Annotated in this window: 8 protein-coding genes and 2 pseudogenes; 7 read left to right on the forward strand and 3 right to left on the reverse strand. The window is 54.2% G+C overall.

Annotated elements, in window-relative coordinates:
- Window positions 1-73 precede the first annotated feature (73 nt).
- Entirely contained in the window at window positions 74-1,042 is a 969-nt protein-coding gene (gene trxB / locus ABU178_RS07295) for a thioredoxin-disulfide reductase (protein WP_397213393.1), read from the reverse strand.
- A 522-nt stretch (window positions 1,043-1,564) separates the two neighbouring features.
- Here trxB and lrp point away from each other — a divergent pair.
- The 7 genes and pseudogenes from lrp (at window position 1,565) to ABU178_RS07325 (ending at window position 10,572) form a co-directional block, all read left to right on the forward strand.
- Complete coding sequence (gene lrp, locus ABU178_RS07300) at window positions 1,565-2,059, forward strand: leucine-responsive transcriptional regulator Lrp (protein WP_006118610.1); 495 nt, start codon at window positions 1,565-1,567, stop codon at window positions 2,057-2,059.
- Between the two features lie 120 nt (window positions 2,060-2,179).
- A pseudogene (locus ABU178_RS20355) lies at window positions 2,180-3,854 on the forward strand (DNA translocase FtsK 4TM domain-containing protein); the annotation flags it as partial.
- Between the two features lie 113 nt (window positions 3,855-3,967).
- Window positions 3,968-5,569, forward strand: a pseudogene (ftsK, locus tag ABU178_RS20360) (DNA translocase FtsK); the annotation flags it as partial.
- 182 nt (window positions 5,570-5,751) lie between these two features.
- The gene (gene lolA, locus ABU178_RS07310) at window positions 5,752-6,363 is read left to right on the forward strand and encodes an outer membrane lipoprotein chaperone LolA (protein WP_397213397.1); all 612 of its coding nucleotides are present in this window, start codon (window positions 5,752-5,754) and stop codon (window positions 6,361-6,363) included.
- A gap of 7 nt (window positions 6,364-6,370) precedes the next feature.
- Entirely contained in the window at window positions 6,371-7,714 is a 1,344-nt protein-coding gene (locus ABU178_RS07315) for a replication-associated recombination protein A (protein ID WP_397213399.1), read from the forward strand.
- A 98-nt stretch (window positions 7,715-7,812) separates the two neighbouring features.
- A complete protein-coding gene (serS, locus tag ABU178_RS07320; protein WP_397213400.1) occupies window positions 7,813-9,105 on the forward strand; it encodes a serine--tRNA ligase in 1,293 nt (430 codons plus the stop codon).
- Between the two features lie 315 nt (window positions 9,106-9,420).
- Window positions 9,421-10,572: an MFS transporter gene (locus ABU178_RS07325; RefSeq protein WP_397213402.1), complete on the forward strand. Its 1,152-nt coding sequence runs from the start codon at window positions 9,421-9,423 to the stop codon at window positions 10,570-10,572.
- Between the two features lie 57 nt (window positions 10,573-10,629).
- Here the strand turns inward: ABU178_RS07325 and pflA are convergent, their stop codons facing one another.
- Both pflA and pflB read right to left on the reverse strand, forming a co-directional pair.
- Window positions 10,630-11,370 (reverse strand): pyruvate formate lyase 1-activating protein, encoded by a 741-nt coding sequence (pflA, locus tag ABU178_RS07330; protein ID WP_397215732.1) that lies wholly within the window; start codon window positions 11,368-11,370, stop codon window positions 10,630-10,632.
- 155 nt (window positions 11,371-11,525) lie between these two features.
- Window positions 11,526-13,808, reverse strand: a complete 2,283-nt coding sequence (pflB, locus tag ABU178_RS07335) for a formate C-acetyltransferase (RefSeq protein WP_397213404.1) — start codon at window positions 13,806-13,808, stop codon at window positions 11,526-11,528.
- Between the last annotated feature and the right edge of the window lie 18 nt (window positions 13,809-13,826).

The raw sequence follows: 13,826 nt of genomic DNA on the forward strand, positions 1-13,826 counted from the left end.
TGTAGCAAGGAGCAATAAAAAAGGCGACTAATAAACCGTCGCCTTGCGTAAATAAGATCAGAAGATTAACAACTTATCGATCGTTCTTAACCAGACCGTCAAGATAGCGCTCAGCATCCAGCGCGGCCATACAGCCGGTTCCGGCAGAAGTAATTGCCTGGCGATAAATATGATCCATCACGTCGCCTGCGGCGAACACGCCCGGAATGCTGGTCTGCGTGGCATTGCCATGAATACCCGACTGAACCTTGATGTAGCCGTTTTCCAACTCCAGCTGACCATTGAAGATCGCGGTGTTCGGGCTGTGGCCAATAGCGATAAACAGGCCCGCTACGTCCAGCTCTTCCTGCAAACTTTCCTGTTCGGTAGAGCGTAAACGTACCCCGGTGACGCCCATCTGATCGCCCAGAACCACATCCAGCTCACGATGAGTATGCAGAACGATGTTGCCGTTGCGCACTTTATCCATCAGACGATTGATCAGGATTTTTTCGGCGCGGAAGCTGTCGCGGCGATGAATCAGATGCACTTCAGAAGCGATATTCGCCAGATAAAGCGCTTCTTCCACCGCAGTATTGCCGCCGCCAACCACCGCCACCTTTTGGTTGCGATAGAAAAAGCCGTCGCAGGTAGCGCAGGCGGAAACCCCTTTGCCCTTAAACGCTTCTTCTGAAGGCAGGCCGAGATAACGGGCTGACGCGCCGGTAGCGATAATCAGGGCGTCGGAGGTGTATTCGCCGCTGTCGCCGATCAGACGGAATGGGCGGCTTTGCAGATCCACCGTATGGATATGGTCGAAAATGATTTCGGTATTAAATTTTTCCGCATGCTCATGCATACGTTCCATCAGCGACGGACCGGTCAGGTCGTGCGGGTCGCCCGGCCAGTTTTCTACTTCGGTTGTGGTGGTCAGCTGGCCACCTTTTTCCAGTCCGGTGATCAGCACCGGGTTCAGGTTGGCGCGTGCGGCATAGACTGCAGCGGTATAACCGGCTGGGCCCGAGCCCAGAATAAGTAGCTTACTGTGTTTGGCCGTACTCATGCGTTCCTCAATTTCATTCGGCTGACAACATAGCTAGCGATTGTAGGGAAATTACCGAAGCAAAAAAAGGCTTCAGCGATTTTGTTAACGATAGCTGCAAACGGTGTAGACGATGAGCGGAGTTTTTGCCTGTGCTTTGCGCCAAAAAGGGGCAATAATCGGTTTTTTATGGTGCAGACGCCTGGAAATACTCATTTAAAAACAGTAACCCAGCGTGCTATCTGGCATCTTGTACTGAATTTGGATGTTTTACTTTGACAATCGCCTGCGCTTTTGCGAAAACAGTGTAGGAAGCAGAGAATATTTAGCGAACAAAACAGGGTTTCCTCCCTCATTTTGTCATCTATGCCAAATAAACTCAGCCTGACATTGGTCATGACGCATGATGTGGACAGACAACATGCGTCATACGGATGGGCGCGTTAACGCACAGGCTCTAAGTCTTCACTTCAGTAAGACCTGAACAATGAATGATTTCAGGTCGTGGCAGGTAAAGGGAAGGATTTAAGAGAGACAATAATAATGGTAGACAATAAGAAACGCCCCGGAAAAGATCTCGATCGAATCGACAGAAATATTCTGAATGAACTTCAGAAAGATGGTCGTATTTCTAACGTAGAACTTTCCAAACGCGTGGGGTTATCGCCTACGCCGTGTCTTGAGCGTGTGCGTCGTCTGGAGCGTCAGGGTTTTATTCTTGGCTACACAGCGCAGCTAAACCCACACTATCTTGATGCTTCACTGCTGGTTTTCGTTGAGATTACTCTGAATCGTGGTGCGCCGGATGTGTTTGAGCAATTTAACGCCGCTGTGCAAAAACTTGAGGAAACTCAAGAATGTCACCTCGTTTCCGGTGATTTTGACTATCTCCTGAAAACCCGTGTGCCGGATATGTCCGCTTACCGTAAGCTGCTCGGGGAAACCCTGTTGCGTCTGCCAGGCGTGAACGATACCCGCACCTATGTGGTGATGGAAGAAGTCAAACAGAGTAACCGGTTAGTTATTAAGACTCGGTAACGCAGGGCAGGTGCAAAACTTGCAGGATTTCGGTACACTCCTGTGAATTCATACAGGACCAGCGTCGGGCTTGCCCCGGCGCTGTTGCCTTCATAATTTACAGGCACCTGGAGAGTTCTCTTGAGCCAGGAATACACAGAAGACAAAGACGTTTCGTTACAGCCGCTCAGCAGTGGTCGTCGACTGCTGGAAGCATTGCTTATTCTCGTTGCCCTTTTCGCCATCTACCTGATGGTCTCCCTGGTCAGCTTCAATCCTTCTGATCCCAGTTGGTCGCAAACCGCCTGGCATGAACCTATCCACAACATTGGCGGCAGCGTTGGCGCCTGGCTGGCGGATACGCTGTTATTTATCTTCGGCATCATGGCTTATGCGATTCCACCCGTTATTCTCGGGCTCTGCTGGATTACCTTCCGTCAGCGCGATCGTCAGGACTATATCGATTACTTCGCCGTGGGTCTGCGGCTGATTGGCGTGCTGGCTCTGGTGGTAACCACCTGCGGGCTGGCGGCGCTCAACGCGGATGATATCTGGTATTTCGCCTCGGGCGGCGTGATTGGCAGTCTGGTGAGCAATGCGATGGCGCCCTGGTTCAGCTCTGCCGGCGGCACGCTGACGCTGCTGTGCGTATGGGCGGCGGGCATTACGCTCTATACCGGCTGGTCCTGGCTGACCATTGCCGAAAAGATTGGCGGCGCGGTGATGAGCATTCTGACCTTCGCCAGCAACCGCTCCCGTCATGATGAACCCTGGGAAGAGGAATACGATGAAGAAGAAGATATCGTTGAATCCCGACCGGTAAGAAAGGTTGCGGTTGATGAGGTGGAAGAGGATGTGCTGTTAGCCGCGCCGCGTAAACATGACGTTATTGAGGTTGAACAGCAAGAGGATCAGGATCCGCTGCTGGCAAAAGAGGCTACGCCTGTGACAACGCTTGCGGCGCAGCCCGTCGCACCCTCCACCGTCGCGCCGGTTGCTCCTGCTGTAACGCCATCTCCTGCGGCCGCTTTTGCCGCACCGGCGAGCCAGACGGCACCGGATCTCTCTGCTGCTGCAACCCCAGCTTTTAAAGAAGCGAGTGAGCAGCCGCAACCGCCACTCTATCGTTTCGAGATCCCTGAAGCACAGCCTGCTGCCGCAACAGAGCAGGATGAGGGGCCGCAGATGGGCAACTGGCGCGAAGCGACGCAATTTCCTGAGATGGCGGGCGGCGTCGCGTCGGCCGCTGCTGCTGTCACGGCAACGCAGATGCCATCCGGCTCCTCGCCGTTTGTGCCGGTCTTCGGCGCCGCGCCGGAAGGGGATTACAATCCTCAGGTGAAGCAGGGAATCGGTCCGGAGCTGCCGCGCCCCAATCCGGTAAAAATTCCGACACGCCGTGAACTCGCCTCGTTCGGCATCAAGCTGCCTTCGCAGCGCATGGCGGAAGAAAAAGCCAAAGAGACGGAGCCGAAAGAGCCAGCTGCGCCTGAGATTTCGCAGGACTTTTACCCCGCAGAAGAGGAAACGGCGCAGCAGGAGGCGCAGTTGCGCGAAGCGTTCCAGACGCAACAGCAGCAGCGCTACGGCGAAAGCTGGCAGCAGCATGAGGATGATGAAGAGGCGCACCATCAGGCGGCCCTTGCACGCCAGTTTGCTGAGCAGCAGCAAACCCGCTATACACAACCGGAAAGCGCGCAGGATGATGGCCCGACCTTTAGCCTGGATCCGGCTGCCGCCTTCGATTTCTCTCCGATGAAAGATCTGGTGGATGATGGCCCGGTTGAGCCGCTGTTCACCATTACGGCCGCCCCGGCGGCAGAACCTGAGCAGGCACTGGATACTCACTGGCAGCCAGCCGAACCGCAGGCAGGCCCGGCGACGCAGGCGCCTGTCAGCCAGACCAGCCACTGGGCGGCTGAAACCGTGCAGCCGCCTGCGCCTGTGCCCGCGCCGCAGCCCGCTCAACCGGAACCTGCGCCTGCGATGCAGGAGAGTTTGATTCATCCGTTCCTGATGCGCCATGAGCAGCCGCTGCATAAACCCACCACGCCGCTGCCTACGCTCGATCTGCTTACGCCGCCGCCAGCAGAGGAGGAGCCGGTTGATATGTTTGCGCTTGAGCAAACGGCTCGTCTGGTCGAAGCGCGCCTGGCAGACTATCGCGTTAAAGCGGAAGTGGTTGGTATCTCGCCCGGCCCGGTGATTACCCGCTTCGAACTTGATCTGGCGCCCGGCGTAAAAGCATCGCGTATTTCCAACCTCTCTCGTGATTTAGCGCGCTCGCTCTCTGCCGTCGCGGTGCGTGTGGTCGAGGTAATTCCGGGCAAACCTTATGTGGGTCTGGAGTTGCCGAACAGACATCGTCAGACCGTTTATCTGCGTGAAGTGCTCGACTGCGCCAAGTTCCGCGACAATCCATCGCCGCTCGCCGTGGTGTTGGGTAAGGATATCGCCGGTCAGCCGGTAGTAGCCGATCTGGCGAAAATGCCTCACCTGCTGGTTGCTGGTACCACCGGCTCCGGTAAGTCGGTGGGCGTCAATGCGATGATCATCAGCATGCTCTATAAAGCGACGCCGGAAGAGGTGCGCTTTATTATGATTGACCCGAAAATGCTGGAGCTGTCGGTTTATGAGGGTATCCCGCATCTGTTGACCGAGGTGGTCACCGACATGAAAGATGCCGCCAACGCCCTGCGCTGGAGCGTGGGCGAGATGGAGCGTCGTTATAAGCTGATGTCGGCGTTGGGCGTGCGTAATCTGGCCGGTTACAACGAAAAAGTTGAGCAGGCGGAAGCGATGGGTCGTCCGATACCGGATCCGTTCTGGAAACCGGGCGACAGCATGGATATCACGCCGCCGGTGCTGGAGAAGCTGCCTTACATCGTGGTGATGGTGGATGAGTTCGCCGATCTGATGATGGCCGTAGGTAAAAAAGTGGAAGAGCTGATTGCCCGCCTGGCGCAAAAAGCGCGTGCGGCAGGTATTCACCTGGTGCTGGCTACGCAGCGTCCGTCGGTGGATGTCATCACCGGTTTGATCAAAGCGAACATCCCGACGCGTATCGCCTTTACCGTTTCCAGCAAAATCGACTCGCGCACCATCCTCGATCAGGGCGGCGCTGAGTCGCTGCTGGGCATGGGCGATATGCTTTATATGCCGCCTAACTCCTCTATTCCGGTGCGTGTTCACGGCGCCTTTGTGCGCGATCAGGAAGTGCATGCGGTGGTTTCAGACTGGAAAGCACGGGGCCGTCCGCAGTACATCGACAGCATCACTGCTGGCGAAGAGAGCGAGGGTGGAGGTTTAACTCTGGATGGCGGTGAAGAGCTGGATCCGCTGTTTGATCAGGCCGTCGCCTTTGTAGTTGAAAAGCGTCGCGCTTCGATTTCCGGCGTACAGCGGCAGTTCCGCATCGGTTACAACCGCGCTGCGCGCATTATCGAACAGATGGAAGCGCAGGGGATCGTCTCGGAGCCAGGACATAACGGCAACCGCGAAGTGTTGTCGCCGCCACCACATGAAATGTGATAATTGTTCAAACGCGTTGTCATAGTAGCAAATGGGCCAGTGTAAGCTGGCCCATTGTTTATGCGACGATTGTCCCCATATCTGTGAATAGTTTCGGTTTTTTCTGCTGTCTAATCGGGAACAGAACAGCCAGGTTTAACGCTGTCACCGTTGGGAAATAGATGAATAAGGATTGGAATGACATGAAAAAACAGATTATTGCCTGCAGCCTGTTAAGCGCCTTTCTTACTGCTAACGCACTGGCGGATGCCACCAGCGATTTGCAACAGCGTCTGAATAAGGTCAACAGTTTCCACGCCAGCTTTACACAGAAAGTGACCGACAGCGGCGGGGCGAATGTGCAGGATGGCGAAGGAGAGTTATGGGTAAAACGCCCCAGTCTGTTTAACTGGCATATGACCGCCCCGGATGAAAGCGTGATTGTTTCCGATGGGAAAACGCTCTGGTTTTATAACCCGTTCGTTGAGCAGGCCAGCGCAACCTGGCTGAAAGATGCCACCAGCAATACGCCTTTTATGCTGATCGCCCGCAACCAGCCGAGCGACTGGCAGCAGTATAATATCAAACAGCAGGGCGATAATTTCGAACTGACCCCGAAGAGCAGCGACGGCAATCTGAAGCAGTTCACCATCAATGTCTCCTCTAACGGCACCATCAACCAGTTCAGCGCTATTGAGCAGGATGGCCAGCGCAGCAATTATCAGCTGAAAAGCCAGAAGAATGGCGCGATCAGCCCGGATAAGTTCACGTTCACTCCGCCAAAAGGCGTGACGGTGGACGACCAACGTCAGTGAGGTCGCGGTGAGTAATCTCTCTCTGGATTTTTCCACCAATGAATTTCAACCGCTGGCCGCGCGTATGCGGCCAGCCACGCTAAAGCAATATATCGGCCAGCAGCATCTGCTGGCGCCCGGTAAACCGCTGCCACGCGCCATCGAAGCAGGCCATCTGCATTCGATGATTCTTTGGGGACCGCCAGGAACAGGGAAAACCACGCTGGCCGAAATCATTGGCCGTTACGGTAATGCTGATGTGGAGCGCATCTCCGCCGTCACCTCGGGTGTGAAAGAGATTCGTGAAGCCATTGAGCGGGCGCGTCAAAACCGCCAGGCGGGACGGCGCACGATTCTGTTTGTTGATGAGGTGCATCGCTTTAATAAAAGCCAGCAGGATGCTTTTTTACCGCACATTGAAGACGGCACCATTACCTTTATCGGCGCCACCACGGAAAACCCTTCTTTCGAGCTTAACTCTGCTTTGCTCTCCCGCGCGCGCGTCTACCTGCTGAAATCTCTGACCACGGAAGATATTGGGCAGGTGCTGGATCAGGCGATGCAGGATAAAGAGCGCGGCTATGGCAACAGTGAAATTGTGCTGCCGGAAAACACCCGCCGCATGATCGCCGAACTGGTGAATGGCGACGCCCGGCGCGCGCTCAATACGCTGGAAATGATGGCGGACATGGCGGAAACCAACGCGCAGGGCAAACGGGAACTTTCCCCGCAGCTGCTCAATGAGGTTTCCGGCGAGCGCGCCGCCCGCTTCGATAACAAAGGCGATCGCTATTACGATTTGATTTCGGCGCTGCATAAGTCAGTACGCGGTTCTGCGCCAGATGCGGCGCTCTACTGGTATGCGCGTATTATTACCGCAGGCGGCGATCCGCTTTACGTGGCGCGCCGCCTGCTGGCTATCGCCTCAGAAGATGTTGGCAACGCCGATCCGCGGGCGATGCAGGTCGCCATTGCCGCCTGGGATTGCTTCACGCGCGTGGGTCCGGCGGAAGGAGAGCGTGCTATCGCGCAGGCCATTGTTTACCTCGCCTGCGCGCCAAAAAGCAATGCGGTTTACAGCGCGTTCAAAGCCGCCATGCGCGACGCGCGCGAATATCCCGATTACGACGTGCCTGAACATCTGCGCAATGCGCCGACCCGCTTAATGAAAGATATGGGACTGGGGAAAGAGTACCGTTACGCGCATGATGAAACCCACGCTTATGCCGCCGGTGAGGTCTATTTTCCGCCGGAAATGGCACAAACTCACTACTATGTTCCCACTAACCGCGGCCTTGAAGGCAAAATTGGCGAAAAGCTAGCCTGGCTGGCTGAACAGGATCAAAATAGCCCGATAAAACGCTACCGCTAAATTTGGCGTTGCGGTAAGGTGAGTAAGGAATTCAACGCATTCCATGCAGGAAGGCGTCTCTTCGTTCAAACAATCAACTTATAAAGCACAGGATAAGCATGCTCGATCCCAATCTGCTGCGTAACGAGCCAGACGCAGTCGCAGAAAAACTGGCACGCCGAGGATTTAAGCTGGATGTGGAAACGCTGACCTCTCTTGAAGAGCGTCGTAAAGTCCTGCAGGTCGAAACTGAAAACCTGCAGGCTGAGCGCAACTCCCGATCCAAATCCATCGGTCAGGCCAAAGCACGTGGGGAAGACATCGAGCCGCTGCGTCAGGAAGTGAACGCGCTGGGCGAACGTCTGGATGCGGCCAAAGCGGAACTGGATGCTCTGCAAAACGAAATTCGTGATTTTGCTCTGGCGCTGCCTAACCTGCCGGCGGACGAAGTGCCGTTGGGGAAAGATGACAGCGAAAATCTGGAAGTCAGCCGCTGGGGCGAACCGCGCCAGTTCGATTTCCAGGTAAAAGATCATGTTGAGCTGGGTGAGATGGCCAAAGGGCTGGATTTCGCCTCAGCGGTGAAACTGACCGGCTCGCGCTTTGTGGTGATGCAAGGTCAGATTGCCCGTCTGCATCGTGCGCTGAGCCAGTTTATGATCGACCTGCACAGCGAGCAGCACGGTTATCTGGAAACCTACGTGCCTTATCTGGTTAACCACGCCACGCTTTACGGCACCGGCCAGTTACCTAAGTTCGGCGAAGATCTTTTCCACACCCGACCGCTGGAAGAGGAGTCAGAAAGCAGCAACTATGCGCTGATCCCGACCGCTGAAGTTCCGCTAACCAACCTGGTGCGTGACGAGATTGTGGAAGAAGAGAGCTTACCGATTAAGCTGACGGCCCATACCCCTTGTTTCCGCTCTGAAGCGGGTTCCTACGGGCGCGACACCCGTGGCCTGATCCGTATGCACCAGTTCGATAAGGTCGAGATGGTGCAAATCGTTCGTCCGGAAGAGTCCATGCAGGCGCTGGAAGAGCTGGTAGGCCATGCGGAAAAAGTCTTGCAGCTACTGAATCTGCCTTATCGCAAGGTATTGCTCTGCACCGGCGATATGGGTTTTGGCGCGACGAAAACTTACGATCTGGAGGTATGGCTGCCGGCGCAGAATACTTATCGTGAAATCTCCTCCTGTTCCAATATGTGGGATTTCCAGGCGCGTCGTATGCAGGCTCGCTGCCGCAGCAAGAACGAGAAAAAACCGCGCCTGGTGCATACCCTGAATGGCTCCGGCCTGGCGGTAGGCCGTACGCTGGTTGCCGTGCTGGAAAACTACCAGCAGGCGGACGGTCGTATCGCCGTTCCTGAGGTGCTACGTCCTTATATGAAAGGCCTCGACTATATCGGCTGATAGCATGAGCCATAAAAGAACCCGGCAATGCCGGGTTTTTTATTTCTTAACCTGCTCCGTGATTAATCCTGACTTCAAATTTTGCAGAAATAATCGTTATCGACTTTTTGCCCGCTTGCATCCCTAAAAGTCCAGTTTTTCATAAAGATAGATTGCCGTCAGTCTGCCGTTTACAGTGCTGTAACCTACTGAAGATAAAAAAATTAAATTGTTGAGCAGCAAAATGTGCTGCGCCTGATTTTCCTCCGTTGACTTTAAAAAACGCAGTGGCAAACTGCGCGCAAATTCTCTTGTTTCCTTTTGGTTTTACTCACTATGTCCACATGGTCTCGCCCCGTGTTGCTGCTGCTGTGCGGCTTGCTGTTATTGACGGTCTCCATTGCCGTTTTAAATACGTTAGTCCCGTTGTGGCTGACGCACGACGCGTTGCCAACATGGCAGGTCGGAATGGTGAGTTCCTCTTATTATACCGGCAACCTGGCAGGAACCTTACTGGCAGGCTGGCTCATCAAACGTTACGGTTTTAATCGCAGCTACTATCTGGCTACCGTGCTGTTCGCCGTTGCTACACTCGGTTTGCTGCTGACCGGCGGTTTTTGGGCATGGACTTCATGGCGCTTTGTCGCCGGTATCGGTTGCGCATTGATGTGGGTAGTGGTGGAAAGCGCAATGCTATGTAGCGGAACGGTGCGCAATCGTGGTCAGCTGCTGGCGGCTTATATGATCGTTTATTACCTGGGCACCGTGGCGGGACAGCTGCTGGTCAGCAAGGTATCCACTGAGCTGCTGCATGTGATTCCCTGGGTCACGGCATTGGTGATGGCCGCAATTCTGCCATTGGCCTTTACCCGCTTTTCTGCACACGACGAGTCAGCGGAAGCGGCGCCGGGCGCAATCTGGCCGATGCTGCGTCGCCGCAGCTCACGTCTGGGCATTAACGGCTGCATTATTTCCGGCATTCTTCTCGGCTCGCTTTATGGCCTGATGCCGCTTTATCTTTCACATCAGGGTATGAGCGACGCCACTGTCGGCTACTGGATGGCGCTGCTGGTTAGCTCGGGCATCGTAGGACAGTGGCCTGTTGGCCGTCTCGCTGACCGCTTCGGGCGTCTGCTGGTATTACGCGTACAGGTTTTTGTGGTGATCCTCGGCGCAGGCGCCATGCTGAGCAATGCCGCGATGGCGCCAGCGCTGTTTGTGCTGGGTCTGGCAGGCTTTACGCTCTATCCGGTAGCCATGTCATGGGCCTGCGAGACGGTGCCACATCATCAGCTGGTGGCAATGAATCAGGCGCTGCTGCTCAGCTATACCATTGGCAGCCTGGTCGGCCCCGGTATGACATCAATGCTGATGCAGAACTACTCTGATCGTCTGTTATTCGTCATGATCGCCGCCGTTGCGCTGGTATATCTGGTAATGCTGCTGCGCAAGGCCGATCATCAGGCTACGCCGGTGGCTCACGCCTGAACGCATTTATAAACAAAAAAGGGAGCCATAAGCGGCTCCCTTTTTTATCTCTGCGAGTTAATACATTACTTTATGCCCGTAACTGGCAAGAATATTTTTTACCCGATCCATCGTCTGTTTATCGGGCGGGCTTACGCCGTCGAGTTTGTATTCTTCGCCCATCGCTATCCATTTGTGTTTACCCAGTTCGTGATAGGGCAGCAGCTCTATTTTTTCGATATTGTCCATGTTCTGAGTAAATTTACCCAGCCGATGAGCAGAATCATCATCATCGGTGTAACCCGGCACTACAACGTAGCGAATCCAGGTGCGCTTGCCTTTTTTCTCCAGATAACGCGCAAAGTCGAGGGTGCGGTTATTCGATACGCCAACCAGGATTTGATGGATATCGTCATTGATTTGTTTCAAATCCAGCATCACCAGATCGGTAACTTCAAGCAGTTCATCGATTACCGGATCGTAACGACGAACGAATCCATTAGTGTCCAGACAGGTATGAATGCCTTGCTCTCTGCAGGCACGGAACCAGTCGCGGACAAACTCTGCCTGTAAAATCGCTTCACCGCCGGATGCGGTGACCCCGCCGCCTGAAGCATTCATAAAGTGGCGATAGGAGAGCACATCCTTCATTAACTCCTCCACCGTTACCTCTTTACCGCCATGCATATTCCAGGTATCGCGATTATGGCAGTAAAGACATCGCATCAGGCAGCCCTGAAAAAAAGTGATAAAACGGATCCCCGGACCATCGACGGTGCCGCAGGATTCAAAGGAGTGAATACGTCCGGTAACTGACATAGCGATCTGTTCTCCACGGTTAACCATACAGGCTGCACAATCTCTGTTGTGTTGGTCAGAAGGAAAGTCTGTTTTGGCTGTTACCCGAACAGAGATATCAGACAAAACGGGCTTGCGGATGAAAAGGCCCGCAAGGGGCCTTTTCAGATTACGGCTTACAGGGAGCGGGTAAAGGTGCGGGTGATCACATCCTGCTGCTGCTCTTTGGTTAACGAATTGAAGCGCACGGCATAACCTGAAACCCTGATCGTTAGCTGCGGATATTTTTCCGGGTGCTCCATGGCTTCCAGCAGCATCTCGCGGTTCATGACGTTGACATTAAGGTGCTGGCCGCCCTCGATATGTGCTTCATGATGGAAATAACCATCCATCAAACCGGCAAGATTGGCTTTTCTCACTTCATCATCTTTACCCAGCGCATTGGGAACGATGGAGAAAGTGTAAGAGATACCATCTTTGGCATAGGCAAAGGGCAGCTTAGCGACCGAGGTCAATGAGGCAACGGCACCTTTCTGATCGCGACCGTGCATAGGATTCGCACCCGGACCGAAAGGCGCGCCGGCACGACGACCGTCTGGCGTATTACCGGTTTTTTTACCGTAAACCACGTTTGAGGTGATGGTTAGCACAGATTGCGTCGGCACCGCATGACGATAAGTGTTGAGCTGCTGAATTTTCTTCATGAAACGTTCGACAAGGTCACACGCCAGATCGTCCACACGCGCATCGTTATTACCGAACTGTGGATATTCACCCTCAATCTCAAAGTCGATAGCCATCCCGTCTTCATCGCGAATCGGTTTTACTTTGGCATACTTAATGGCGGAGAGTGAGTCAGCCGCGACCGACAAACCGGCGATACCGCAAGCCATAGTGCGGTAAACGTCACGATCGTGCAGCGCCATCAGTGACGCTTCGTAGCTGTACTTATCATGCATGTAATGAATGATGTTCAGCGCAGTGACGTACTGTTTCGCCAACCAGTCCATGAAGTAGTCCAGGCGCGCCATCACGGTGTCGAAATCCAGCACCTCATCCTGAATAGGCGCTTCTTTCGGACCCACCTGCATTTTCATTTTTTCATCCATGCCGCCGTTGATCGCATAGAGCAGCGTTTTCGCCAGGTTGGCGCGCGCACCGAAGAACTGCATCTGTTTGCCGACGATCATCGGGCTGACGCAGCAGGCAATGGCGTAATCGTCATTATCAAAGTCCGGGCGCATCAGATCATCATTCTCATACTGCAAAGAAGAAGTATCAATGGAGACTTTGGCTGCGTATTTTTTGAAATTAATCGGCAGATTTTCTGACCACAGGATGGTCATGTTGGGTTCTGGCGACGGGCCCATGGTGTAGAGCGTATTCAGAAAGCGGAAAGTGGTTTTGGTGACCAGCGTGCGGCCATCAACGCCCATACCGGCCAGTGATTCCGTTGCCCAAATCGGGTCGCCGGAAAAGAGCTCGTCATATTCCGGGGTACGCAAAAAACGCACCATACGCAGCTTCATCACCAGATGGTCAATCAGCTCCTGAGCCTCTTCTTCGCTGAGCTTGCCCGCTTGCATATCGCGTTCGATATAAACATCAAGGAAGGTGGAGACGCGTCCGAAGGACATAGCGGCGCCATTTTGTGACTTCACGGCGGCCAGATAGCCGAAATAAGTCCACTGAACGGCTTCCTGTGCGTTGGTTGCCGGACCAGAAATGTCGCAGCCATATTTCGCCGCCATCTCTTTTATCTGTGCCAGCGCGTGATGCTGATCGGCAATCTCTTCGCGCAGACGGATCGTGGCGTCCAGATCGACGCCGTTCTCCAGATCGCTCTGCAGCGAGGCGAACTGGGCAAATTTATCCTGCATCAGAAAATCGATGCCATACAGCGCGACGCGGCGGTAGTCGCCGATGATACGGCCGCGACCATAGGCATCGGGCAGGCCGGTCAATACGCCCGATTTACGGCAGCGCAGGATATCTGGCGTATAGACATCAAATACGCCCTGATTATGGGTTTTACGGTATTCGGTGAAGATTTTTTTCAGGGCAGGATCGAGTTCGCGGCCATAAACTTTACAGGAGCCTTCCACCATCTTGATACCGCCAAACGGGATAATGGCTCGTTTCAGCGGGGCTTCAGTTTGCAGGCCGACAATTTTTTCCAGCGGCTTATTGATATAGCCCGCTTCGTGTGAAGTAATGGTTGACGCGAGATCGGTATCAAAATCCACCGGCGCGTGGGTATGGTTTTCAATTTTGATACTCTCCAGAACGTTGTTCCAGAGTGCGGTAGTGGCAGGCGTCGCCCCTGCAAGAAACGACTCGTCACCTTCATAAGGCGTATAGTTTTTTTGAATGAAGTTGCGCACATTGACGCTGCTCTGCCATTCACCTGCCGCAAACCCTTCCCAGGCTGCAGCCACTTTTTCATTAAGTATGGTCATAATATACCTACCTTTATA

The organism is Pantoea osteomyelitidis (genome assembly GCF_044342975.1).
In the GTDB taxonomy this organism is placed as follows: domain Bacteria; phylum Pseudomonadota; class Gammaproteobacteria; order Enterobacterales; family Enterobacteriaceae; genus Pantoea; species Pantoea osteomyelitidis.

Excerpts from the sequence above, each read along its gene's own strand:
- trxB (WP_397213393.1), bottom strand. The coding sequence starts at position 1,042 with ATGAGTACGGCCAAACACAGTAAGCTACTTATTCTGGGCTCGGGCCCA.
- lrp (WP_006118610.1), top strand. The coding sequence starts at position 1,565 with ATGGTAGACAATAAGAAACGCCCCGGAAAAGATCTCGATCGAATCGAC.
- lolA (WP_397213397.1), top strand. The coding sequence starts at position 5,752 with ATGAAAAAACAGATTATTGCCTGCAGCCTGTTAAGCGCCTTTCTTACT.
- serS (WP_397213400.1), top strand. The coding sequence starts at position 7,813 with ATGCTCGATCCCAATCTGCTGCGTAACGAGCCAGACGCAGTCGCAGAA.
- ABU178_RS07325 (WP_397213402.1), top strand. The coding sequence starts at position 9,421 with ATGTCCACATGGTCTCGCCCCGTGTTGCTGCTGCTGTGCGGCTTGCTG.
- pflA (WP_397215732.1), bottom strand. The coding sequence starts at position 11,370 with ATGTCAGTTACCGGACGTATTCACTCCTTTGAATCCTGCGGCACCGTC.
- pflB (WP_397213404.1), bottom strand. The coding sequence starts at position 13,808 with ATGACCATACTTAATGAAAAAGTGGCTGCAGCCTGGGAAGGGTTTGCG.